The organism is Paraglaciecola sp., from assembly GCF_039943935.1.
GTDB lineage: Bacteria > Pseudomonadota > Gammaproteobacteria > Enterobacterales > Alteromonadaceae > Paraglaciecola.
In genome coordinates this window covers 71,615-96,757 of sequence record NZ_JBDUZQ010000001.1, presented here as the reverse complement: position 1 = coordinate 96,757, position 25,143 = coordinate 71,615, and the positions used below count along the sequence as shown (strand labels likewise).

Sequence of the window (25,143 nt, the reverse complement as noted above, 5' to 3'; positions counted from 1 at the left end):
AGTGTGGGAATTTACGTAAAGTTGCAAGAATTGCACTCAATACAAGTAGCAAAATCCTAAAATATAGGAATTAAAAAAGCGCCTATTGGCGCTTTTTTACTATATCGGTTAACTATTTACCCGTTTGACCTTTCATATATCTAAAGAAGTCACTATCAGGTTCAACCACTAACACGTCTTGTTTACTACTAAAACTTTTCTTGTAGGCATCCATACTACGTAAAAAACTGTAAAATTCAGGATCTTTTGTATAAGTCTCTGCGTAAATTTGCGCAGCTTGGGCATCACCTTCACCTTTCAATTTACGTAAATTACGTTCTGCATCAGCTAACATAACCGTCACCTTGGCATCGATATCAGCTTTGATGAACTCAGCTTTCTCTTTACCTTCTGACCTATGCTCTCTAGCAACTGCTTCACGTTCAGTACGCATACGCTGGAAGATGAAATTACGTACTTCAGTAGGTAAATTAATTTGTTTAACTCGCACATCTACAATTTCTATACCTAACTCATCTGAACTGGAAGAGGCTTGCTCCATTGCTTCGTCCATTAACTCTGAGCGCTCTCCTGAGACAATTTGTTGAATAGTTCGAGTACCAAACTCAGAACGTAAACCGTTATTTACTTTCTGTTGTAACAACACTTCTGCATTACCTTTTATTCCACCAGTCGCTAGATAGTAGGTAGCAAAATCTTTAATTTTCCACTTCACGTATAAATTTACGATTAAGTCTTTTTTCTCGGATGTAACAAACCGATCTGGCGCTTCGTCTAAGGTTTGTATGCGAGAATCTAATTTAACCACTCGATCAAAGAGTGGCAACTTGAAATGAAGGCCTGGCTCAAATACAACCGTGTCCCCAGTATCATTGTCTCGTTGAACTTTCCCAAACTGAATAACAATCGCTTTGGTACCTTCATCGACAACAAAAAGTGAACCAGACGCAAGTAGAGCTAAAACTACAACAATTACTCCAATAAAATTTTTCATAGCTTAGTTTCTCCCATTACGTAGGCCATTGCCACGAGTGGTTCTGGTGTTACTTGATACTGGCTGACTACTATCATCTTGATTTTGTAAACCTTCTAATGTACTCCGGATATTAGCTGGAATACTTGGGCCAGTTTGACGTTCTAATATTTTATCTAAAGGCAAATACATCATATTTCCTGTACCTTCAGTATCCACCAGAATCTTACTAGTATTACTGTAAACTTCTTCTAACGTCTCTAAATATATACGACTTCGGGTAACTTCAGGTGCTGCTTGATATTGAGGAAGTAATTCTTCAAAACGAGCTATTTCACCTTGTGCTTCTAGGGTTACACGCTCTTTATACGCTTGTGCTTCTTGCGCCATTCTGTTTACTTGGCCACGGGCACGGGGCTCAATTTCACGAGAGTAGGCTTCTGCTTCGTTAATAAAACGTTGTTCATCTTCCTGAGCAGCGATAGCATCATCAAACGCTTCTTTAACTTCTTCCGGAGGCCTAGCGTCTTTAAAGTTTAAGTCGACAATTGTAATTCCCATATCGTAGGACTCAATAATTCCTATAAGCTCATCTCGAACACTCTGCCTCGCACCTTCACGACCGGCAGTCAACACACTATCCATTTTAGAATGTCCCACCACATACCGTATGGCACTATCGAATGCCTGACTAAGGCTTTCTTCTGGACTAGTGACGGCAAAGGTGTATTTATAAGGTTCTAAAATTTTATATTGCACTTCCATTTCTACACGAACTACGTTTTCGTCTTCGGTCAACATAGAGCCTGAAGAAGGCATCGAGCGAACAGTTTGCACATCTACTGGAATTACTTTATCTACAAAGGTAGGCTTCCATTGAAGTCCGGGTTCAACAAACTTATTAAACTCACCAAATCGAAGAACAACACCTCGCTCAGCTTCTCGAATGGTATAAAAACCACTAAAGACATAAACCACAACTAAGATACCTAGTATCACGGCCAGTCCGATGCCGCCTAGCCCTTTACCGCCATTCGAATCGCCTTTGCCGCCACCACCAAATTTACTAATCTTACCCATTAGATTTTTGAACACCTCATCTAAATCAGGTGGACCTTGATCGCGGCCGCCCTTATTTTTCCAAGGATCATTATTGTTACCACCGGGCTCATTCCAAGCCATTGTTATTCTCCAGCTAGTTAATTCAAAATAGGTCAAACCTATCTACAATACGTAATTCTTAATTTTTTGATCTATATTTAATCTTTTAATATTCCACTATATACGATTCTAAATCTGTATCCACTCGCTTAATCAATCTTTGCCAATCACTTTTTTCCATTCTAACATCAACTTGCCAGTCACCGTTTTCTGCATAACTTTGTGAGGCAATGCAGTTCATATCAAAAAAAACCCCACGTAAACTACTTTTCGATGGAGGAATACATAAACTATGCTGCACCATATTTTTCGACAAACACTCGGTAATCGCATCATTTAATAAATTTATACCAATACCTTGCTGAGCTGATATCCAAACACGGATGGGCATCCCCGTATCGTCTCTGTCTATCTTGGCCTTCACACCATCCATTCGATCTATTTTATTGCAGACCACAAGCTGCTGAATTTCGTGTGCATCAATCTCTTCTAAAACATCATTCACTTCGTCTATATTCTCACGAAACTGATCGTCAGAATAATCCACAACATGTAATAATAAATCAGCTTGCTGTGTTTCTTGAAGTGTCGCTTTAAAAGCTGCAATTAGATCATGGGGGAGATGTCGTATAAAACCAACTGTATCAGCTAGAATTGCTGATCCTACATCTTGTAACTGAATTTTTCTGAGAGTCGGGTCTAGTGTTGCAAATAGCTGGTCTGCAGCGTAAACAGAGGCTTCGGTGACTGTATTAAACAAAGTAGACTTCCCAGCATTGGTATACCCAACTAAAGATACAGTTGGTATTTCTGCTCGAACTCTAGAGCGTCTGCCTTGCTCTCGTTGTTTTTGTACTTTTTCTAAGCGTCGTAAAATCGCTTTAATACGCGCTCTTAGTAATCGCCTGTCAGTTTCGAGCTGAGTTTCACCTGGCCCTCGAAGACCGATACCACCTTTTTGCCTTTCAAGATGCGTCCAGCCTCTAATTAGTCTAGTACTAATATGCCTAAGTTGAGCCAACTCTACTTGCAGTTTACCTTCATGAGTTCTAGCACGTTGGGCAAATATGTCTAGTATTAGACCCGTTCGGTCTAATACTCTACATTTGCACAACTGTTCAAGATTACGCTCTTGGGAAGGGGACAAAGAATGGTTAAAAATAACAATATCAGCTTGTTGTGCACGCACTGCATTAGCTATTTCCTCAGCTTTACCGCTGCCAACAAAATAACGAGCTTGCGGTGCTTGGCGTGAACCAGTCACCACATCGATTGCATTTACACCAGCAGAAGACACAAGGAGCTGAAGCTCTAGTAAATCTTCTTTGCTATTTTCATCTGAAAAATCTACATGTACTAAAACTGCCTGTTCACCAGTTTCATAACGGTCAAACAAGCCGTTCTCCTAACACTTTAACTGTCGTCTGATTCCGCTGGGCCAGTCGCTGGCATTGGTATCGCGCGAGATGGAACTACAGTAGAAATGGCGTGTTTATACACCATCTGACTCACTGTATTCTTTAATAAAATTACGAATTGATCAAACGATTCAACCTGTCCTTGGAGTTTAATCCCATTAACTAGGTAAATAGAAACTGGAATACGCTCTTTACGCAGCGCATTTAAGAACGGGTCTTGTAACGATTGCCCTTTAGCCATTGTATTTCCTTTTTTTTATTATTTAGAAAAAACTCCAATAAAGATTATACAGTAAATCATATACCTGTATAGACACACTAGGGCTGAATATTGCCGAGCGTCTTCACTTTATTAAGATTGTCTTTCCCAAAGGTATCAAGCGAGTGAATATTTTCCCAGCCCCTTAACCAAGTTAATTGTCTTTTTGCTAACTGGCGAGTAGCTGCAATTGCTTTTTCTTGCATTTCTTGCACAGTAAATTCACCGTCTAAATGTTGCCACATTTGACGATAACCAACACACCTAACGGACGGTAAATCTAGATGAAGATCTCCCCGAGCCCTTAATTTTTCTACTTCTTCCCTAAACCCAGATGTCATCATCATGTTAAACCGTGAGGCAATACGTTGATGTAATACTTTACGATCACTCGGTGCAATACAAAACTGTTTAATGTCATAAGGTATTGGGAGAGTTTTTATACCCAACAAATCAGTCATAGTGCGATTAGTTAGAAGATAAACTTCTAATGCCCTTATTAAACGTTGAGGATCATTAGGGTGAATTCTTGCTGCAGATTGAGGATCAAGGTCTTTTAGCCAAGCATGTAATGCTCTCCAACCTTGTTCTTTTGCTTGTTTTTCTAACTTTGCTCGCACATTTCTATCAGATTCTGGCAAAGGAGATAGACCATCTATGAGTGCTTTGTAATACATCATAGTGCCACCTACCAATAAAGGTATATTACCCCTACTGGTAATTTTATCCATTGCTTCCAAAGCATCTCTTCTAAACTCAGCTACAGAATAGCTTTGAGCTGGGTCTAAGATATCAATTAATTGATGGGGGGCTTTTTGCTGTTCTTCAATACTTGGTTTTGCAGTACCGATATCCATACCTTTATAAATTAAAGCAGAATCAACACTAATAATTTCACATCCGAGCTTGTCACATAACTCAATCGCTAAGTCTGTTTTACCCGATGCAGTTGGGCCCATTAAAAATAATGCAGGGGGCAATTTCTCTTTTTGAGTAAGGTTATGGTTGGTCACAGTAATTTGTTTATCCACTCTTTCATTGGGACAGGAATTGCTATTCTAGCTAGGTCTCTTTGTAAATCTGTATTTTTAGACGACAGTGTCAACCACAAATCCTGACATTGCTGGCTGGAAAACTCTCTTACCTCAGAAATACAAAGTATAATGTGTTTACATACATTGTTAACATTTGTTTCTTTGCAGCTAAGCATTGCCTCTAATATATCTACCCAAGGAGACTGTCTAAACTCTGATGGAACCTTTCGCAGCAGAATACGATTAGATGTCCAGCCAATTTCCACACTGTTTTTTAACAAGGGCTGATAAAGAATTTTTGCTTGCTCCAACAGTTCAGGTGTTGCTTGAATGGAGACAGGCATTAGTAAAGGTTGCATGGTAGGCATCTGGTTGACAAATCGTTCCACTAAAACGTGTTGATGAAGGTCTGAAATGTTTAACAAATAGAAAGCGTTATTGTAACTAACTAACATCTGCTTATCATTTACTCGAAGCCACTGCCCAACGTTAACAACCTGAGCAAACTTGTTAGCTCCTTTCTCACTTAAGTCAGATGTCTGAGCAAATTGAGTCATACTACTAGTGGCAACGTGAGAAGTAGGTGTCATCAACTGCTGATAATTTTTAGCAGATTCATTTACAACCTGAGCACTGTTAACTTTTCTTTGGCTTACTAATTTTTGACCTAAATGATTGCTACTGGAAAGAGGCTTAGGAAGCGGCTCGACTTTTGGAGTATCAGTTGTTATTTGCAGTGGTGTAATATAATCATGATTGGGTACTACAGGCTCTAATACTTGAACATTCGGGTCTTGATTACCACCTTGCAAGTATTGATTCAATGCATCATTTAGCGCTCTGAAAATGAAATCGTGAACGATTCTCGCTTGATGAAAGCGCACTTCGTGTTTAGCAGGGTGAACATTTACATCGACCTGATCTGCAGGCAAGGTTAAATACAGCACATAAGCACTTTGGCAATTGTCCGCAATAACACCTTCAAAGGCTTGGCGTAAAGCATGATTGATCAGCTTGTCACGCATCATACGTCCATTGACATAGACGTATTGAAAATCAGCTTGAGGTTTGGCGTACTCAGGAGGCGTAAACCACCCAGTTAACCTAAAGTCTTCATATTCACTATTTAATTCTATACTGTGCTCAGAAAAGGCTTGCCCGCAAATTGCGCCCACCCGTTTAACTCCATTGGCTTTTGCACTTTTAGCGGGATACTTACGCAATAACTTACCGTTATGCTTTAAGGTAAAGCCAACATCAAAACGGCTAAGAGCAATTCGCCGAACTAACTCATCAATGTGCGTAAATTCTGTTTTTTCGGTTCGTAAAAATTTACGTCTTGCAGGAGTATTAAAAAATAAATCCACAACCTCAACACTGCTTCCAATTGGATGAGCGATAGGGTTAAGCTGCACTTCCATATCTCGGCCTTCACAGTGGGCTTGCCATGCTTGGCTTTGGTTTTCTGGCTTTGAGCTAAGGGTTAAACGAGAAACAGAGCTAATACTTGCCAGTGCCTCCCCCCTAAAACCTAAACTCGATATAGCTTCAAGGTCATCTAACTTACTAATTTTACTTGTAGCATGACGGCTTAAAGCCAGTGCTAACTCTTCATGAGCAATACCACAGCCATTATCTCGAATTAAGATCCGTTTATGACCGCCTCTTTCAATCTCAATATCAATGTTGTAAGCGCCAGAGTCTAAACTGTTTTCCACCAACTCTTTGACTACAGACGCAGGACGCTCGACAACTTCACCGGCGGCTATCTGATTGGCTAATCTTGCTGGAAGAATTTGAATGGGCAAAGCAGTACCTTGTTTATAATGCGTGAAATTAGTTACGAGGAATAGTCAGCACTTGACCTATACGAACAACACTAGTATTTAAATTATTTGCTTTTTTGATGCTACTCACTCTCACTTTATAGCGCTGTGCTAATAACGATAATGACTCTCCACTGCGTACCTTGTGTGTTCGGTTTTCACTTTTCCATTTAGCCCATAAAGAACTATCTGGAGGTGAGCTCTTAAAATGTTGTTTTATACCATCAAAAATAGATTGAGCTAGCTTTTGTCTATATGCAGACCAATTAAGATTCTTCTCTTCTTTAGGATTCGAAATAAACCCTGTCTCGACTAATACAGAGGGTATATCGGGTGAGGTTAACACAGCTAAACTTGCTGCTTGAGGTTTACTTTTATGAAGTCGCGTCACTTTACCCAAATGGCTAATCACATCACGACTTAAGTCATAGCTGGTTGTTAAGGAGTGATCCATAGACATATCGAGTAATGCTTGTGCTAAATAGCGCTCGTTCGCGGTATCTTGAATAATTTCAGCGGCCCCACCTAGTAACTCCGAATGTCGCTCTGTTCTCTCCATCCAACGTCCTAGTTCTGTATTCGCCCTTTTCATAGACAACACCCACACCGAAGCGCCATTTGGTTGGGGAGTAGTAAATGCATCGGCGTGAATCGACACCAGCAAATCTGCTTTGTGTTTTCTTGCAAGTTGTGGGCGTTTATTAGGAGAAATATAATAATCACCGGTTCTCGTCATGACGGCTTTTAAACCTTTCTCTTTTTTGATTAGAGACTCTAAACGTTTAGCTATTCCCAATGTGACGTTTTTTTCATAACTTCCACCGCGACCTATTGAACCTGGGTCTTCGCCCCCATGACCGGCATCAATTACAATAATAATGTCCCTATCTGTACTAGATTGAGCATCTAATACAACTTTAGGGACAGAAGCAGTAGGGTCGTTTAAATCAATCACTAACCTATCTCCATAAGGAGAGGTTGGAGGTAAAGCAAAAATATTTTTCTCTACATTTTTACTTAGCTCTACGACAACTCTAACAGAGCCACTATTTTTAGCTTTACTGTAGCGTACCTTTTTAACTAATTTGCTTTCGTTAGCCACTTTCGAAAAATCAAAAGTTTTAGGAGTATTCTCAATATCTACCACCAAACGATAGGGGCTCTGCAGTGTAAAATAGGTATATTTCGGAGTATCAGATAAATCGAAGACTAAACGAGTAGTGTTAGGAGAAGGCCAAATTCTTAACCCTTCAATGGTATTTTTAGCAAAGCTTACAGGGCCAAACCCCATCAGCAATATACTGATTAATACGAACTTGACTGTGTTTATCCCGAACTTCTGCATTTTAAATGTCTAATGTAAACGGTTAAGTAACTGCGCCCCGGAGTTCGATTTAGCTTTTGCAAACAATTTACGCCCCTTTGATGTGTATTCAATTCTAATGTGTAAATCTGCTGCTGCCAATAGACCTTCGCCTTTGTCTGGCCATTCAACCAAACAAATACAATCTGGCGAAAAATAATCTCGAATTCCCATGAATTCTAGTTCTTCTGGATCGCTCAAGCGGTATAGATCAAAATGAAACACTCGCCAATCATCTAATTCATATGGTTCAACTAGGGTGTATGTAGGACTTTTAACCTTACCTTTATGACCTAAAGCTTGAATAAACCCACGGCTAAAAGTCGTTTTGCCTGCCCCTAAATCACCCTCAAGGTAAATAGTTAAACCTGTGTCACAGTTTCTAGCCAATTCACCAGCAAAGGTAACGGTCGCCTCTTCATTGATAAGTTCGCGGGTAAGTATTTCACAATTTTCGGTTATTAGGTTTTCAGTGTCGGTCATAAGCTGTTAATTGTAGCCCTTAAAGCAGGTAATAGATCTGAAGCAATCATACCACGTTCTCCATATTCTCTGGCAACCTTATCTGCAGCCTCAGCATGAGCACAAACACCATAAATTGTCGCTTGTTGCGGCGGAATGCCTTGAGCGGAAAACGACCCTATAATCCCCGTTAACAGGTCCCCCATTCCGGCAGTAGCCATACCCGGGTTTCCACCATCACATACCCAAAACATCTGTCTATTGTCTACTTTATGACTATCAGTACAGATAACAGTTCCCGCCCCTTTTAGTAAGCTTGTGGCTTTAAAAGAAAGCGCTAACGTTTGGCAGCTAGCGTAACGGTCAGCTTCAACGTCCTTAATACTCTGGTTCAATAGGCGACAAGCTTCACCAGGGTGCGGGGTTAAAATACAGTGTGGCAGCTCACGAACCACGTTTTTAGTATATTCATCACTCAAAGCCAACAGATTTAAACCATCAGCATCAATAACTAAAGGTTTATGCTGCTGCTCTAGATGCGCTATAACGGCTTGAAATTGTTTGGTAGCCCATGTATCACGGCCTAACCCGGGGCCAATAATAATACTGGTACACCAGTCTAAAGCTTCTTGTAAATCAGAGATTGTTACCATCAACTCTGGCCTTGTAGCACCAATAAGCGCTGCACTTGATTCATGACAAAATACTTTTACAAGCCCAGTACCAGTGCGTAACGCAGCTTCGGCTGATAATCGTATTGCTCCTGGCATACCTACGTTTCCACCAATACATAATAACTTACCAAAGTGGCCTTTATTAGCATGGGGAAGCCGAGGAGTCAGAGGTTGTAAGCGGCTCCAATTAACTGTTTTACCTTGAAGAGTCGCCAATTCGAAAAAAGAAGGACCTATGCCTAAATCATTAAATTTGAGTATTCCACATAGGCTTTTTGCCTTTCCCGTCACCAAGCCAGCCTTTATCGCCACAAAAGTTATTGTTATGTCAGCGTTAATACACACAGGCAAAGGGGTACCCGTGTCAGCATTCATGCCTGAAGGTAAATCGAGACTTAATACAGGAAGGTTCTTATCATTGATGGCTAATATAATATTTTGAAAGCTTTCTTTAACAGGCCCTGCAACACCAGTACCCAGTAATGCATCAACCACTAAATCAACCCCCTCAAACTCCATATCAGCAAAACTGACAAGCTCTCCACCAGCTGCTAACCATTCACTTTTAGCCCGTTGAGCATCTCCACCTAAGACTCGAATGGGGTCTTCACAAGCCACAATAACCTGAGCTCCTTTGCTCAGGGCAAGGCTTGCTACTACATAGCCATCACCGGCATTATTGCCATTACCGGCAATCACTAATATATTTTTTGTATTGGGCCAGTGACTGTCCAAGACATCGAAGGCGGCCTCGCCTGCTCGCTCCATAAGTTGATATAAGCTGCAACCGACAACCATGGCCGCCTCTGATTCAAAGCGCCTAACTTGTTCAGCACATACAATGTTATGTGCTAAACTCGCTGCCGATTTATTGTTTAACAGGTTAGGTAATGTCATCACTTAGCGCTTCAGAATTGTCAACATTGGCTGAAAGTATCAAGGCTTGGGGCAAAGAGCTAGGATTTCAACAAATTGGAATATGCGATGTGGACTTATCTGAACACGAAGGTCGGCTACAGCAATGGCTAGATAAAGGCTTTGCTGGGGAGATGGCTTATATGTCTGACCATGGCATGAAACGAGCCCGACCAGCTGAATTATTACCAGGGACGATTAGAATCATAAGCGTGCGTATGGATTACCTGCCCCCAGATGCTAAATTTGCTCACAATTTAAAAAACAAAGAACAAGCTTATATTAGCCGTTACGCCCTTGGACGTGATTACCACAAACTATTACGGGCTCGCTTAAAAAAGTTAGGAGAAAAGATACGTACAGAGTGTGCTGGCTTAAATTTTCGACCATTTGTTGATTCCGCTCCTGTACTTGAACATGCCATCGCAGAAAAAGCAGGGATAGGTTGGACAGGCAAGCACTCTCTTACCATTAATAAAGAAGCTGGCTCCTGGTTCTTCTTAGGAGAACTATTTGTCGATATCCCATTACCCATAGATCACGCTATTCAAGAAAGCTGTGGAGACTGCACGGCCTGTATCACAATTTGTCCTACCCAAGCGATAGTAGAACCTTATGTTGTAGACGCAAAACGCTGTATTTCATACCTTACCATAGAACAAAAAGGCGCCATCCCAGAAGAATACCGCCCACTTATAGGTAATAGAGTATATGGATGCGACGACTGCCAGCTCATCTGCCCTTGGAACCGCTACGCTAACATCACCGACGAGCATGACTTTCACCCCAGAGCGACCTTACAAGGTAAAGACTTACTGGCGCTTTTCACATGGGATGAAGTGACATTTCTCAAAAACACAGAAGGCTCGGCAATACGCCGAATAGGTTTTGAGCGTTGGCAACGTAATATTGCAGTGGGATTAGGTAATGCGCCCTATTCTGCAGCCATTATTGATAGTTTAAATAAGGCATTAGTGCACGCATCACCTCTGGTAGCAGAACATATTCAATGGGCATTACAACAACAAACAGCAGGCCAACCCCAAACAACTAGTAGGCTCACACAAAGGCTCGTTCGCAGTGTCGAAAAAGGCCTGTCCAGAGACGCCTAACAGCACCTTGATTGGTTATTTACAGATAGTTTTGAGCAAGCTCAAGAGCACAACTATGGGACGCAGACAAATATAGATCTGCTCTTATATCATCTGCAGGATAGCCATATAATCCAAAACGATTACCACGACTGTGGCTAATAATAAGTGCATAACGGGCACTATTTTTAATATCACCACGAAAGGGATCCAAAATAGGTACCTGGTAACGACCACATTTCATCAAGGCAATTCTGCGACCTTGCCTATACACAGCACCATCAAAAACAGGGTTATCAATAGTGGCATATACTGCAAACTTGGGAATTTGCACTGTCACACCTTGCCAAGTCATCTGAACAATTTTTAGCGTTTCGGCAAGTGATGAAATCGACTTAGGTAATTCAAATGTTTTCATTATCCCTCCTAAATGTAGTGTTCCTATTACATAGACAGACTAACTTACAAAAAATGCTCAAAAATTAAGATAATAGTCTTTACAGAGTAAAACATACTCTTCTGAATACCCTCCTAACTCATTGTATATATTGATTTTTTCGGTAACCCTTGAGGTGAATTTTAAGCTAAAAGCCAAAAGTACCCTAGTGACTAACTTTTGGGGTGTAGTGCTAACTTGAAGCTCTTTAATACAAAACAACCCGATACTTTGGGCGCTTTCGATAAAGGTAAGCGCAACATCAAAAGGTAATACACAATAAAAACGGCCATCAATGGCTAGATTCTCTATTACCTGTGCTAACAAGACTTGATGTTCTAACGTTATCGTTTGTCGCGCATGAACTCTAGTATTTTTTGATTGTTTTTTGTTTGCCGCAGCATTAATTGGAAAATACGGTGGGTTACTAATAATTAAATCATAGGAACACGTGCTTGAAAGCGCTTGCAAAGGTCGGCACTCAAACAAAAGCTGCTGATACCAAGGACAATTTCTTGCATTAAGCTTAGCTTGCTCAATAGCTATTGGGTCGATATCAATTCCATAAATACGACAGTTATCTGAGGCTTTTTGGGCCAACATAATAGCCAACAAACCACTACCGGTGCCAATATCAAGAATATTCTCTGAAGTATTTGGCTCAGCCCAACTACCCAACATAATGCTATCGGTCCCCACTTTCATGGCACAATGGGTGTGTTCAATGAAGAACTGTTTAAACTGAAACCCCTTTTTCTTCAATTTAAAAGACCTGCAATCGAATCATTTGTCTTGCCACATCTCTAGCTTGTACAGGTTTATATTTCGCTAATTTGCCCACAAGTAAAGGGGATAAAATACCACTTACAAAAAGACCTATTTTTTCTAGAGGTCGAGATTCTTGACGCTCTCCTAACAACAACGAGGGTCTGACTGCAGAAGCATGTTTTAGTTGAGACATACCTAAAATGGCATTTTCTAATTCACCTTTTACCTTTAAATAAAAATTACCACTGTTGGCGTTCGCCCCTACTGAAGATATCCATACAAAACTCTGGGCTTTTCTAGCAAGTTGCGCCGCTACATGAATATATTCAAAGTCAACTTTACGAAAAGCAGCTTTTGAGCCTGCGCGCTTGAGGGTCGTTCCTAAACAGACATAGGTATGAGAGTTATAAAAATACCCTTGATAATCACCTAAACAATCAAAATCGACTACAATTAGTTGCAACTTATCTGACTTAACTGAGAAAAAGTTATTGGGTAAAGGCTTACGTATTAAACAAATGATAGTTTGATATCTATCATCAACGCAAAGCTGCTGAACTAGGCTTTTACCTACCAATCCAGTGGCTCCAAGAACCAACGCACTTTGTAACATATTCTAAGCCTTTTGAATTTACCAATCAGTTTGAAACCCATACAATGGGACGCTTGATGGGTACAAGATATCAAGAAAAACCTCATTCCATATAAAAATAAAAAAATTAATCAGTTCAAACGCTGGTCTATAAGACAATATTTTACTTCAGGGAAATACGATTTATGAAAAACATCGCGAGCCTTTTAATTTTGGGCTTACTCCCCCATTTTGCAAACGCAACTGACACCTCCAAACAGTTAACTATCGAGCGAATCTTTCAATCCCCAGCCTTACAAGGGACTGCACAGAGAAATTTACAGGTCTCTCCTGACGGTAAACGTGTCACGTTTTTGCAGGGTAAAAAGACAGATTACGAACGGCTTGATTTATGGGAGTACGACATCAGTAGCGGTAAAACTCAGCTATTGTTGGACTCAAATGTCTTGAGTTCAGGGCCTGAGGTATTGTCTGACGAAGAAAAAGGCCGTAGAGAGCGTATGCGTTTAAGTGGCTCTGGAATTGTCAGCTACCAATGGTCGGCAGATGGCAAAGCATTATTATTCCCTCTTGCAGGAGATGCTTATTATTACCGCCTCGATGAAAAAAAGGCTTTGCAACTATTGCAAACACCAGAGTTTGAAACAGACTTAAAACTTTCGCCTAAAGGTAACTATTTATCTTATGTGAGATCTCAAGATTTATTTATCAAGCACATTAAAACTGGCGTAGAAACACGCCTAACCTATGATGGCAAAGGGCCGATTAAAAACGCCATGGCAGAATTCGTAGCTCAAGAAGAAATAGGCAGAAGAACAGGCTATTGGTGGTCACCTGATGAGTCTCAGATTGCTTTTACTCAAATAAATGAAACGCCCGTTGAAGAAATTACGCGAAGTGAAATCTACGCTGATTCAATAAAAATGATCACCCAAAGATATCCTAGTGCAGGTACCAATAATGTGGTCATAAAGCTAGCAACCGTTGATATTAATAATAAGCAAAAGCAATGGATAAACTTAGGCGATGATCCAGATATATACCTAGCAAGAGTGAATTGGATGAAAGACAGCCAAACTCTTACCTATCAAAAACAAAGCCGTGACCAGCAAACTTTAGAGCTTAATGCTTTTAATACCCTAGATCAGAGTGAACGTTCTTTAATAAAAGAAAGCAGCGACACTTGGATCAACCTAAACAAAGATTTACATTTTCTAAATGACCAACAACACTTTATTTGGGCATCAGAAAAAGACGGCTTTAAGCATCTGTATTTATATAAAAATAACGGTGAACTAGTACGCCAATTAACATCAGGTAAATGGATTGTTGATAAAATCGAAAGCATAGATGAAACAAACCAACTCATTTACTTCACTGGCCGAGCAGATACTCCCACCCAGCGCCATCTTTATAAAGTAGGGTTGAATGGCGGTGACATACAAAAAATAACCCAACGAAGTGGTTTCCATGGTATTTCATTTAGTGACGATGCAAGTGTATATGTTGATAGCTTTTCTACTACAAACACTCCGCAGCAAGTTAGCTTACATAAAGCATCAGGTGAACAGTTAACTTGGTTAAGTCAAAACCTAGTAGACAATAATCATCCTCTCAAACCCTATGAAAAAGATTGGATAAAGCCAACTATATCTAGCTTTACTATAGGTGATGGTACTGAATTATTCTATCGCTTATACAAACCTAAAAACGTTCAAGGTAAACACCCTGTTATTGTTTATCAATATGGTGGCCCGGGGGCTCAAGTCGTGACCGATAGTTGGGGCGGTAATCGTGGTCTGCTAATGCAATACTGGGTAAGCAAAGGATACGTGGTCTTTAGCTTAGATAATCGTGGCTCAGAAGGCAGAGGCAAAGCATTTGAAAACCCTATATATAAAAAAATGGGCAGCATTGAATTAGCTGATCAGATAGAGGGGGTTAAGTTTTTACAAGCATTACCCTACGTAGATAAAGATAGAATTGGCGTTTATGGCCATAGCTATGGGGGCTACATGACACTTATGGCAATGTTTAAAGGGGGAGATTATTATGCCGCAGGCGTGGCAGGCGCTCCTGTAACCGACTGGGCACTATACGATACCCATTACACTGAACGTTTTATGGGACATCCAAAAACGGGTGCTGACGCATATCTCGCCTCTTCAGTATTTCCTTATGCTAAAGATTTAAAAGGTGATTTATTGATTTATCATGGTATGGCTGATGACAACGTATTATTCACTCACAGCACCAAACTGTATAAGCATTTACAAGACTTGAGCATACCTTTTGAAAGTATGGATTATCCCGGTAAAAAACACAGTATCCGTGGCAAAAACACCGGCATACATTTATACAAGACCATTACCAACTTCTTCGATAAGCATTTAGAAATGGACTAGTGACAAGAGCCGTTTCGGGGTGCAAGCCCCAAAACGGCTATGTCCAAAGCTTATAGTAAATTAAGCAAACATCTGGGTCGCAAGGGTTTGCTGAATACCCACAACAGAATCTTTTTTCAGTTCTGCCTCAATGGGGTTATCACGCCCTGATATCCATATTTTAAGCTCTGCATCTAAATCAAAGTGCCCTGCTGTTTCTACTTTAAAGTGGGTGATAGCCCGGTAAGGAATCGAATGGTAATCTACTTTACGACCAGTAACGCCTTGTTTATCTATCAAGATTAAACGCTTATTAGTGAACACATACATGTCTCGGATCACTTTAAATACTTGTTGAATATTCTCTGTTTCACCAATAATAGGGGCCAATTCCTCGGCAACTTCTTCGATATTTACTTCTGAGGCATTGCCCATTAGGCCGTCTAACAATCCCATTTAATTCTCCCATTGAATAACTAGATGATTAGCATAAATGTTGATGCGAAAATAGCAACCACAGGCTACTATTCCTCTCGCCTTTTATAATCAGTTGACACATTGCCTTATGCCAAACGTTACATTTACAGACATACAAGCCGCAGAAAAACGGATCAGTCCTTACATCAAGCGCACACCTATTGTTGAATCACAGTTATTAAATACTTGGTTAGGCCATCAAATACTTTTTAAGGTTGAGTGCTTTCAAAAAACAGGTGCATTTAAACTTCGTGGCGCATTGAATATGATGCTTAGAGCCAAAGAAGAGGGCAGGTTAGGTAACCGAGTGGTAGCAAATAGTTCTGGAAACCACGCACAAGCCGTTGCCTATGGTGCAAAAATGCTTGGTATAAAAGCCACAATTTTTAGCCCTGAAAATGTTTCAAAAGTAAAAGCTGCAGCAACCCAATATTATGGAGCAGAACTTAATTTAAGCCCTACTCGTAAAATTGCAGATGAAAGAGTGGCAGTTGCAGCAAAAGAAGAAGGTGTGTTGTACGTACCGCCTTTTAATCACCCGCATATTATGGCTGGCCAAGGAACCGTTGCCCTTGAAGCACTAAAAGAAACCGGAGAAGTTAAAGCCGTTTTTGCGCCAGTAGGTGGAGGGGGGTTAGTGTCTGGTTCTGCCATTAGTGCACGAGGTTTATTTCCAAATATTCAAGTGATTGGTTCAGAACCTTTACTTGCGAATGATGCTGCAGAATCTCTGAGACAGGGCACCATACAGTCACTACCCTCACAACCTAACACCTTAGCAGACGGCGCAGCCACCCTGAAGGTAGGCACTGAAACCTTCGAGCATTTACAAAGCCTCAACGACTTTTACGAAGTCAATGAAACGCAAATCGCATATTGGACCCAATGGCTGCAGCATTTATTAAAAATCCATGTTGAGCCTACCTGTGCCATGAGCATGGAGGCCGTTACCCAATGGCTATCAAAGCAAAGTAGCCCACAAAAAGTACTGGTTGTTTTATCAGGTGGCAATATTGACCAACAAAAAATGCTAAGAATATGGAGCGAAGATCACCTAAAAACATTACCAAGCCTTTAGCAAAGGCTCACTTTAGCCTTCATTAATTATGATCAAGTTTTACAAGACAAGGCTAGCTCATGAGTGTATTAGTCGATAATACAATGGAATTAATAAATCCATATCTACTTAAAGCACCTGACACCGCCCTGTCGGTACAATCAAATATAGCGGTTAAAAAACATTCCAAAAAAAAGAAACATCCAGTGTACATTTTGCCAGTGGAAGAGTGCCTACATTTAATTACTATCGGAAATATATTGCCAAACACTCGCTATCGGTTAGTACTTACCCAATCATTGGCCGTATTCAAACGAATAGAGTAGGATTCTAGAGTAGTCTCTACTCAACATTGTTAGACTCATATTCTGACGAGCCTGAAAATATTGTTCTGTTAATTACCAGTAAAAAAACTTTAAGGTGCTGGAGCATATGCTGCCCATCGAGAAGCAATTCTAGAGGGCTTAGCTTCTAGGAAATAGGCTATTTTTATCTTTATCGACCGAGATATGTTTACGGTTGCACAAAAAGACACTTAGAAAAAACAAGCCCTATAAACTTGGATATTCGATAACAAAAATTACCAAACCTAATATTCGCAAGGCCCTCGACGTAGATTTTAAGTTGCACAAATGTAACAATAATGTATTTCTAAATCTAATAAGTACGGTAACAAACAGGTAGGTATCAGATACTACCTAAAAAGAGGTCTAGTTTTGTCCGATTCTACTACAATAGATGGCAGCGATGATGACGCTGCCATTATTAAGAAATACAAAGTCTTAATCGACAAATTAATCCCTTTGCAGCATGAAAACCGACTTCTTGAAGGGTTGAATAAATTCTCTTCAATGCTTCCCCCTAGGATCAGAACGATAATAAAGGAAGAGGTTATACGTGTTACTTCTTTGACTGATGCGGTAGCAGATAATTCTGAGTTTGCGAAATTTCCCATATTAAAGTTCAAACATTTTGGTATCCCAATGCGGCTCGACAAAGTTGGGCAGAAAATTTTAGCTAAGGAAACCAGTCGCTTCGATGATAGGTACACGGTGGGTGTATTTGAATCAGTGATGAACTCAGAGCATTATCAATCCCACATACGAAAGGAACAGCATCAAAAGATTGTTAAGGCTTTTAAAGTTGAGTCTCAGACGTTTCAGGATATTAACTTTGGTGAAGACCTCGCTATTCGCCCAAATTTCACAGTCTCAAGCCCTAGATTCGAAAATGGTAAGCAGTGCCCTTTAAGTTCATTGTCTCAGCAAGGGATGGCTGTACTGACAAAACGTCAACCTATAATAGAAATAGATTCCGAAGCTCCTAAAATATTTCTATTTACGTTTCCAATCGTCGCAGGTCTGCATGATAAGGCAGTTGACATTAGGTTTGAAATGCAAGAGAGCCATTTCAACAAGGCTCTACTCATAACAGAAACACACTTTAAATTTACAAGTGACACACCAAAGGCAATCATTGAACAATGGACTCACTACGTAAAAAGTGTCGCTAATCATTTTCCTCTTGAGAGAGAATTAGAAATAGAACGGGTTCTACAGAATCTTGAGCGCGACCGTATATTTGCTAATAGCCCTTGGATCCCTGTATTTTTAGCGTCAAGAAAAAGTCAATTGACGCCATTATACGAATTGAGTACCCCAAAAAATATTGAGTACAATAAGTACTTTAGCGTGAGAAATGATCTGCCGACCGGAAAGATATTTCAAAGCTTATTGAAAGAATTATTAAGCCATGAAGAAACATTTTTATTAAGTGGCAATATTAAAGGAAAAAAAGAAGATATAAGTGTAGCTGTCACTCACCGCCAATTAGCAAAAACAGGGTTAATGAAGCAATTCATCGAGCTAGCTACAGAGTCTAACCAGTTACGTGTAGTTCAGCTTAGATTACAAACAATAAAAGAAGAGCACAAAAATATTGCCTTCGATATTCATGATATTACCTTCAGCGACTATCCAGATTTAACGAGTATTAGTCATATACTACTTTGTAAAGATGTGACTGATTGGGTAGGTAACTTAAAAATAAGCCAACCAGAACCGTTTAAACCATTACCAAAGGCAATAATTAAAGAAAAAAATAAATGGCCAACTCAGCTTGTTATGGAGTCGAATGCAGATAGGCGATTAGAACCTCGGTATTCTATGAACTCCCAAGCAAAAATAAAAACAGGGTTGTTTAGTCAAGTTGACGCCACCCTCAATGATATTTCTGCAAACGGATTAAAACTAACGGTGGCAGATGCAGCCACACTAAAGTTGGATAGCTCGGTTAAAATTTCAGTCAAAGAACTGAAACTGCAATCTTATAAATATGAAGTAGCTCATTTCGACAAAGCCACAGGAAGCTTAAGACTTAAACTTCCAAAAGAGTTGGCATCCACTGAAGGAAAAAAACTAAAACGTTTATTTCAAACCAACACTAAATATTTCAAACCAAGAGATTTGAGTATTTTACAGAGCAATATTCATCGTTTTCTTTGGGAACTGGGTATACGTAATCAGACTTGCGCATCAATTTTAATCACCAATAATAGGTTTACTATCGATCGCCTCAAAACCATTTATCACAAAGAAGATTGCAACGATTTGAAGCCCTTTGGTGCTTTGGGTAATGAGGTGCCATTGCATGGTTTTTTTGCTGACAAAAATATCAAAGGCCCAAAATCTAGTCTTTTAGATAAAATGCTAAGAAACAGCCAAAGAGACTCTCATGTCACTCACATTGTAAGAACTAAAGATCAGCGTATTATTTTTGTAGAGCAAGAAGAGTTCTTACATGGAAAAGTAAGAGACCAGATTAGTGAACTTGTTTCAAAACGCTCAGCAGAAGCATTTGTGTCGCATTTAATAGCGATAAAATGTTCAGAGCACAGAACTCCCTTGACAAAGAAGCGACTCGCCGAGATATCTAAAATTGACTTAGACATCTATCAAAAACTTAAAATGATGCAAAAAGGATACACCCATGTACTGTACCTAACCAATGTATCTACTTTTCATAACGTTTTACTTCGCTTTGGGATTTATCCAGAAAAGTAACCTTCACCAAAATAGAAAACACTAATACTCTGCTACTTAGCATCTTGATGTCGATAAACCAGTAAAAATAATTTTAAGCTAGTCTGGCTGAAATTCAGAACAATTAAGTTAAACACCTCTGTAATCTTTATTAGTTTTACTGACAACCAACTTAAATTTCAGCTACTACTTCTATAAATAAAATCACCCAAAGCTCCAAATGATTGATGCGAACAAGCACCAATACCTGACTGAACACGTTAATCATGAATGCATGCTCAACCTCTTATAATAAAAACGCCAATTACTACTTAGTAATATAACTATAAATATTTTCTAAATAATGGCAGTAAGCCTTGGATGAATATTAACCTGCTGCTACAGTGTGCGGGTTAACATTCAAGTCTTAGGATAAGACAGTTTTAAAGCGAGTGTTAATCTAATTAAAAAAATAAGGCCAAAGATTATAAAAACATAATGGCTGAATAAAATTCGAGCAGAGAAGGAAACGAAATGAAGAAACAACTGATTGCATTCAGTTCAGCTAGCTTGATATTTTGCAGTGGTTTTGCACTATCATCGCAAGCTGAAATAAGCTCCGCTAAAAACTTAGCAGAGCAATCCAACAAACTACAAGCAGCGGCTCCCGCCAAATTAGTTACCTCCACAACCCGTTATTCAAACAAAGTATTTACTCGCCAAAAAGGGTTAGTTGGCGAACAAAAATATATCGTTAGATTTAATGAAGAACCCCTCGCGACATATCGAGGAAGTATTGCAGGATTAAAGGCGACAGCTGCAAACATAAAGCGTGTTGCTGGTAAACGTCATGCTGAAAAATTAAACTCACGCAGCACTGAAAGCCAAGCATATCTTACTTTTTTAGCTAAACGTCATGCTAAAATGGAAGAGGAAATGAGTGCCCGCCTTGGCCGCACTTTAGATATTAAAAGGCGTTATAGAGCGGCCTTAAATGGTCTATCTGTCACTATGACGCAAGACGAAGCAGAACGTGTAGCCAGCTTAGCTGGAATCGAACGCATTGAAATTGATCATGAGACTTTCCCTGATACAGACAGTGGCCCGGCATATATTGGAGCTCCTGCCATTTGGGACGGGTCAGCAACTGGTGTTGCTGCTAAAGGTGAGGGCATGGTAATTGGTATCCTAGATAGCGGTATTAATGGTAGCCACCCTTCATTCGCAGCTGTTGGTGGCGATGGTTATGAGCATGTTAACCCTCTTGGTGACGGGGTATTTAAAGGTGAATGTGATTCAACTAGTGCTGATTACAATGCGGCAGTTGAATGTAACAACAAGTTAATTGGTCGTTATTTGTTTATAGATGGCACGCCAACAGAAACTAACTCTGAAGATACAGATGGCCATGGAACTCATACGGCTAGCACAGCAGGTGGTAATTACTTAGATGATGCCCCAATTTTTGATGCTGAAGGCAACCCTACAGGCCTTGAAGTTCCCATTTCTGGTGTTGCTCCGCATGCTAATATAATGGCATTTCAGGTATGTGCTCCTAGCTGTTTTACCAGCGACAGAATTGCTGCCGTAGACCAAATTATCCTAGACGGTGTAGTTGATGTAATTAACCATTCAATAGGTTCTAGCACACCTATCAACTCTAGTCCTTGGGATGATTCAGGACAGTTAATATGGTTAGCTGCAAGGGAAGCTGGCATTACTGTAGCCAACTCGGCAGGTAATAACGGCCCCGAACCATCAACACTTGGTAGTGCAGGCGCGCCATGGATGACGAATGTTGCTGCGCTTACTCACGACCGTGCGATTCAACCAAAGTTTCTTAATGAGTTTTCAGGTGGAGATACAAGTTTCCCTGCAGATTTAGAAGGCGGCTCAGTTTCTGGAGCTTATGGCCCTACTAGCATAGTATATGCTGGTGACTTCAGTAATGGTGATTCAAACCCGGAGCAATGTTTAACACCTTTCCCTGCTGGCACTTGGTCTAATGATGAAATTGTAGTTTGCGACCGTGGTGAAATCGCTCGTACACAGAAATGCATTAACGTTCGCAATGGTGGTGCAGCAGGTTGTGTACTAGCGAATATCGACGGAGGAGCTGAATCAGTTGCGAATGATGCACACGTCATTCCTGCTATTCACATTAACGCAGCTTCTGGTAATGCTTTGAAAGACTGGTTAGCGTCTGGTAGTGAGCATATGGCGACGATTACTGACGGTTTATTACCGTTTGTTACTGACCCTGCTCTCGGTAGTATCATGGCTGACTTTAGTTCGCGCGGACCAAATACTAGCCAAGACTATTTACCTGTCATGGTTGGTGCACCTGGTGTAGATATCTACGCAGCATATGTAAGCGGAATTGAGTATAGCTTTCTTAGTGGTACTTCTATGTCTAGCCCACACGTGGCTGGTGCAAGTACGCTAGTCAAACAAGTACGTCCTGATTGGACTGATGCAGAAGTACAGTCTGCATTAGCAACAACAGCTGGTTCAGCGATAAAAGAAGACGGTGAAACTGATGCGACCCCATTTGATGTGGGTGGCGGTATGATCCGTACTGACCTAGCCGTACAAGCTGGTTTATTATTAGATGAAACAACAGCTAACTTTGAAACAGCTAACCCTGCAATTGGTGGTGATCCTAAAACGTTGAACGTTGCAGGTATGGTTAATCGCTCTTGTTTAATTAGTTGCTCTTGGACTCGTACCGTAGAGGCTACAACTGATGGTTCTTGGACTGTTTCAACAACTGATACTGCGGTTACTGTTAGCCCTGCAAGCTTTAGCTTAGCTGCTGGTGAAACACAAAGCCTAGTAGTTACAGTAGATAGCAGTGAGTTCTCTACAGACGAGTGGGTTCACGAAGCTATAAACTTAATTCCTGCTGGCGATTTGCCTGAGCAACATCTAACAGTTTCATTCAAGCCTTCTACAGGCGAAATACCGGAAGAAGTGTTAGTCGAAGCAACCAGAGATGTAGATTCGTATTTAGTCGCTGGCATTGAGTCGAGTGAAATTACTGATCTACAAATTTCAGTAGGCGGTTTAGTTGCTGCAGACGGTATGGAATTTAGCTTATCTGGAGACAGTAACGTTGATTCACCTTTCGATAATCTGGCTGATGGCGTTGTGTACACCACTCTAACAGTTTCAGATGATGCAACACGCTTAGTTGCGTTTACTACTGATGAAAGTTCAGAGTCACCTGACTTAGACCTATTTGTTGGCTTTGACTCTGACTCTGACGGCATGCCAGATGAATCTGAATTAGTTTGTATTAGTGCCACAGCGACTGCTGCAGAGTCTTGTGACTTTACAGAACTACAAACCGGTACCTACTGGGTAGCGGTACAAAACTATACACCTTCTGAAACTTCACCAGATGCATTTACGCTTTACACAGCTGTTGTTGGTGAAGATAATGATAACCTAACAGTTGATGCACCTTCAGTGGTTCCTGAATTAACGCCATTTGACCTTCGTCTAATTTACGACCTTTCGGGTTCTGAAGAGGGTGACGTTTTCTTTGGTACATTAACATTAGGCGCTGACGCATCAAGCCCAGAAAGTATAGGGGTTGTGCCAGTTACAATTACCCGTGGAGTAGATGACGTAGTATTCACTGCAAGTAGCAATACTGCATCAGTAGGTGATGTTCTTACATTTACAGTTAACCTTGCAACAAACCAAAGCCCAGAAGAAAGAAACTATGCAATTTCTGCAAGTATTCCTGAAGGCTTTAGCTTAGTTGAAGGCTCTGTAACCGGAGGTGGTGTTACCACGAATGATTCTATCGAGTGGAGTATATCTCAAGCGTCTGTCGCTAACGCTCAGCCTTCTTACGATGTTGTTACAAGTTTCGAAGATAGCGCCTGTGCAGTTCCATTTGCAAATAGTGGGGCTTATACAGACTTAGAACAATTCGGTTTGCTACCTGATACTGGTATAACAGGAGACACGATTGCATATTCAGCATTCAGCGGCCAAAACTTCAACTTTTACGGTGAATCATTTGTAGGAGGTTTCAATTTCACAGATGATGGATTCGTATTCTTTAACTCTACGTCAGGCACTTCACCTTGGGTTAATTTATCTATTCCAGATGCTACAGACCCTAATAGTCTAATAGCAATGCTATGGAGAGATATGGTTGTTCCAGAGCCAAGTACTACAGCAGGTTCTGTTGCTGGTGTAACCTTGGCAAGTGCTGGTACGGATTTAACCATTATTGAATATGACAACATGGAGTTATATCCAGGTGGAGCCGGTGACAGCGTTGATTTCCAAATGGCAATCTCTGGTGTAGCTGACGATACAGCTGGTGTCTATGAAATCATGGTTGCTTTTGATAATGTGAATGTTAGTTCAACTGACGGTACTATTGGTGTAGAAGATTCTACAGGCTCTACTGGTACACAATTCGCATTTAATGATGTAGCTATCTCTGATGGTATGGCCGTTTGTTTTGATTTGGTATCGCCTTCCTTTGAGACAGTAGAGTTAACTTATCAACTAGTTGCTGATGCTGATTCATCTGGCCAAACTGTTATTGCTGAACTTTCAAGTACAGTTGATAGCCTCGGTTCAGTTGAAGTTGTAGAAACTGAGGTAGTCGTAGTTGAAGGCGATGCTATAGCTGAATACGAGACTAACTTCTTTGGTCAGACAAGTTATGCTCTAAATGAGCGTATTAGCACCTTAATGACCTTAACAGAGAACGGAGTTCAAACTAACTCACCAGACGTTGAGTTTGAGCTAGTAGCACCAAATGGTGTAGTTCTTGCAAAATTTACTCCACGAGCTATTAATGCAAGAGGCGGGTCTTACTTGTTGGTTATAGCTGGTCCTCGCAGAGTAGGTGTATATACATTAGAAGCTAAGATAGATGGTAACCTGATAGGCTCTAAAAATGTGCTTATCCAGTAAGTAGTTACTAATACAGAGCAAGGGTAACTTTGCTCTTATTATATTTATTTTAAAAATACATAGGCTAGATATTGAAGAGTAATCCTCTTCTTCATCTGGCCTTTTTTATGTCCGCAGATAAAATAACTATTGCAACCTGAAGATTAGTCATTCAAATGTACTTTCAGAAGATAGGACCATCTCAACAATAGCGTATAAACCTGTCTAATGAGACTTAACTCAACTGATTTTTCGATTCAGTCAGGATAAAAAATAGCAATTTAGACTATCAGTATTTAAGGCCTTG

Annotated in this window: 19 protein-coding genes; 6 read left to right on the top strand and 13 right to left on the bottom strand. The window is 40.4% G+C overall.

The annotated features are described in order from the left end of the window. Positions 1–112: 112 nt before the first annotated feature. The 9 genes from hflC to ABJD71_RS00370 form a co-directional block, all read right to left on the bottom strand. Positions 113–994, bottom strand: a complete 882-nt coding sequence (gene hflC / locus ABJD71_RS00410; protein ID WP_348162864.1) for a protease modulator HflC — start codon at positions 992–994, stop codon at positions 113–115. A gap of 3 nt (positions 995–997) precedes the next feature. Beyond that, positions 998–2,155 (bottom strand): FtsH protease activity modulator HflK, encoded by a 1,158-nt coding sequence (gene hflK / locus ABJD71_RS00405; RefSeq protein WP_348162861.1) that lies wholly within the window; start codon positions 2,153–2,155, stop codon positions 998–1,000. Positions 2,156–2,240: 85 nt separating this feature from the next. After that, positions 2,241–3,530 carry a ribosome rescue GTPase HflX gene (hflX, locus tag ABJD71_RS00400; RefSeq protein ID WP_348162858.1) on the bottom strand — a complete coding sequence of 430 codons (1,290 nt, stop codon included), beginning with the start codon at positions 3,528–3,530 and terminating at the stop codon, positions 2,241–2,243. A gap of 17 nt (positions 3,531–3,547) precedes the next feature. After that, the gene (gene hfq, locus ABJD71_RS00395) at positions 3,548–3,793 is read right to left on the bottom strand and encodes an RNA chaperone Hfq (protein ID WP_348162855.1); all 246 of its coding nucleotides are present in this window, start codon (positions 3,791–3,793) and stop codon (positions 3,548–3,550) included. Between the two features lie 77 nt (positions 3,794–3,870). Then, the gene (gene miaA / locus ABJD71_RS00390) at positions 3,871–4,770 is read right to left on the bottom strand and encodes a tRNA (adenosine(37)-N6)-dimethylallyltransferase MiaA (protein WP_348163481.1); all 900 of its coding nucleotides are present in this window, start codon (positions 4,768–4,770) and stop codon (positions 3,871–3,873) included. A 50-nt stretch (positions 4,771–4,820) separates the two neighbouring features. After that, positions 4,821–6,653, bottom strand: a complete 1,833-nt coding sequence (gene mutL, locus ABJD71_RS00385) for a DNA mismatch repair endonuclease MutL (RefSeq protein ID WP_348162852.1) — start codon at positions 6,651–6,653, stop codon at positions 4,821–4,823. Between the two features lie 28 nt (positions 6,654–6,681). Further along, complete coding sequence (locus ABJD71_RS00380; protein WP_348162849.1) at positions 6,682–8,016, bottom strand: N-acetylmuramoyl-L-alanine amidase; 1,335 nt, start codon at positions 8,014–8,016, stop codon at positions 6,682–6,684. 9 nt (positions 8,017–8,025) lie between these two features. Continuing rightward, on the bottom strand, positions 8,026–8,517 hold the full coding sequence (gene tsaE, locus ABJD71_RS00375) for a tRNA (adenosine(37)-N6)-threonylcarbamoyltransferase complex ATPase subunit type 1 TsaE (RefSeq protein ID WP_348162846.1): 492 nt from the start codon (positions 8,515–8,517) through the stop codon (positions 8,026–8,028). Then, complete coding sequence (locus tag ABJD71_RS00370) at positions 8,514–10,067, bottom strand: NAD(P)H-hydrate dehydratase (RefSeq protein ID WP_348162843.1); 1,554 nt, start codon at positions 10,065–10,067, stop codon at positions 8,514–8,516. The genes tsaE and ABJD71_RS00370 overlap by 4 nt, the downstream gene beginning before the upstream one ends. Between ABJD71_RS00370 and queG the strand changes: the two genes are divergently transcribed. Further along, entirely contained in the window at positions 10,061–11,197 is a 1,137-nt protein-coding gene (gene queG / locus ABJD71_RS00365) for a tRNA epoxyqueuosine(34) reductase QueG (RefSeq protein ID WP_348162840.1), read from the top strand. The two genes, ABJD71_RS00370 and queG, sit on opposite strands and share 7 nt — an antisense overlap. A 19-nt stretch (positions 11,198–11,216) precedes the next feature. Here the strand turns inward: queG and ABJD71_RS00360 are convergent, their stop codons facing one another. Genes ABJD71_RS00360 through ABJD71_RS00350 form a run of 3 tightly spaced genes read right to left on the bottom strand, consistent with a single transcriptional unit; the run spans position 11,217 to position 12,993 of the window. Beyond that, positions 11,217–11,594, bottom strand: coding sequence for a hypothetical protein (locus ABJD71_RS00360; RefSeq protein ID WP_348162837.1), 378 nt, complete (start codon positions 11,592–11,594; stop codon positions 11,217–11,219). Positions 11,595–11,651: 57 nt separating this feature from the next. After that, on the bottom strand, positions 11,652–12,374 hold the full coding sequence (locus ABJD71_RS00355) for a methyltransferase domain-containing protein (protein ID WP_348162834.1): 723 nt from the start codon (positions 12,372–12,374) through the stop codon (positions 11,652–11,654). A 1-nt stretch (position 12,375) separates the two neighbouring features. After that, the gene (locus tag ABJD71_RS00350; RefSeq protein WP_348162831.1) at positions 12,376–12,993 is read right to left on the bottom strand and encodes an epimerase; all 618 of its coding nucleotides are present in this window, start codon (positions 12,991–12,993) and stop codon (positions 12,376–12,378) included. A 164-nt stretch (positions 12,994–13,157) separates the two neighbouring features. Between ABJD71_RS00350 and ABJD71_RS00345 the strand changes: the two genes are divergently transcribed. Then, a complete protein-coding gene (locus tag ABJD71_RS00345) occupies positions 13,158–15,377 on the top strand; it encodes a S9 family peptidase (RefSeq protein WP_348162829.1) in 2,220 nt (739 codons plus the stop codon). Positions 15,378–15,437: 60 nt separating this feature from the next. On the opposite strand, the gene ABJD71_RS00340 is transcribed toward ABJD71_RS00345, so the two are convergent. Continuing rightward, positions 15,438–15,812 (bottom strand): PH domain-containing protein, encoded by a 375-nt coding sequence (locus ABJD71_RS00340; protein ID WP_348110332.1) that lies wholly within the window; start codon positions 15,810–15,812, stop codon positions 15,438–15,440. Between the two features lie 109 nt (positions 15,813–15,921). Here ABJD71_RS00340 and ABJD71_RS00335 point away from each other — a divergent pair, with 109 nt between their 5' ends. The 4 genes from ABJD71_RS00335 (at position 15,922) to ABJD71_RS00320 (ending at position 24,857) form a co-directional block, all read left to right on the top strand. Next, a complete protein-coding gene (locus ABJD71_RS00335) occupies positions 15,922–16,911 on the top strand; it encodes a serine/threonine dehydratase (RefSeq protein WP_348162826.1) in 990 nt (329 codons plus the stop codon). A gap of 59 nt (positions 16,912–16,970) precedes the next feature. Then, on the top strand, positions 16,971–17,216 hold the full coding sequence (locus ABJD71_RS00330) for a hypothetical protein (RefSeq protein WP_348162823.1): 246 nt from the start codon (positions 16,971–16,973) through the stop codon (positions 17,214–17,216). Positions 17,217–17,606: 390 nt separating this feature from the next. Continuing rightward, entirely contained in the window at positions 17,607–19,952 is a 2,346-nt protein-coding gene (locus ABJD71_RS00325; RefSeq protein ID WP_348162820.1) for a PilZ domain-containing protein, read from the top strand. 492 nt (positions 19,953–20,444) lie between these two features. After that, positions 20,445–24,857, top strand: a complete 4,413-nt coding sequence (locus tag ABJD71_RS00320) for a S8 family serine peptidase (RefSeq protein ID WP_348162817.1) — start codon at positions 20,445–20,447, stop codon at positions 24,855–24,857. Positions 24,858–25,143: the final 286 nt, after the last annotated feature.

Bases quoted from the DNA above. Each gene is read 5' to 3' on its own strand.
- hflK (WP_348162861.1), bottom strand. From the start codon at position 2,155: ATGGCTTGGAATGAGCCCGGTGGTAACAATAATGATCCTTGGAAAAAT.
- ABJD71_RS00335 (WP_348162826.1), top strand. From the start codon at position 15,922: ATGCCAAACGTTACATTTACAGACATACAAGCCGCAGAAAAACGGATC.
- hfq (WP_348162855.1), bottom strand. From the start codon at position 3,793: ATGGCTAAAGGGCAATCGTTACAAGACCCGTTCTTAAATGCGCTGCGT.
- hflC (WP_348162864.1), bottom strand. From the start codon at position 994: ATGAAAAATTTTATTGGAGTAATTGTTGTAGTTTTAGCTCTACTTGCG.
- ABJD71_RS00350 (WP_348162831.1), bottom strand. From the start codon at position 12,993: ATGTTACAAAGTGCGTTGGTTCTTGGAGCCACTGGATTGGTAGGTAAA.
- miaA (WP_348163481.1), bottom strand. From the start codon at position 4,770: ATGGGCCCAACTGCATCGGGTAAAACAGACTTAGCGATTGAGTTATGT.
- ABJD71_RS00345 (WP_348162829.1), top strand. From the start codon at position 13,158: ATGAAAAACATCGCGAGCCTTTTAATTTTGGGCTTACTCCCCCATTTT.
- ABJD71_RS00380 (WP_348162849.1), bottom strand. From the start codon at position 8,016: ATGCAGAAGTTCGGGATAAACACAGTCAAGTTCGTATTAATCAGTATA.
- queG (WP_348162840.1), top strand. From the start codon at position 10,061: ATGTCATCACTTAGCGCTTCAGAATTGTCAACATTGGCTGAAAGTATC.
- ABJD71_RS00360 (WP_348162837.1), bottom strand. From the start codon at position 11,594: ATGAAAACATTTGAATTACCTAAGTCGATTTCATCACTTGCCGAAACG.
- ABJD71_RS00370 (WP_348162843.1), bottom strand. From the start codon at position 10,067: ATGACATTACCTAACCTGTTAAACAATAAATCGGCAGCGAGTTTAGCA.
- ABJD71_RS00330 (WP_348162823.1), top strand. From the start codon at position 16,971: ATGAGTGTATTAGTCGATAATACAATGGAATTAATAAATCCATATCTA.
- ABJD71_RS00320 (WP_348162817.1), top strand. From the start codon at position 20,445: ATGAAGAAACAACTGATTGCATTCAGTTCAGCTAGCTTGATATTTTGC.
- ABJD71_RS00340 (WP_348110332.1), bottom strand. From the start codon at position 15,812: ATGGGATTGTTAGACGGCCTAATGGGCAATGCCTCAGAAGTAAATATC.
- tsaE (WP_348162846.1), bottom strand. From the start codon at position 8,517: ATGACCGACACTGAAAACCTAATAACCGAAAATTGTGAAATACTTACC.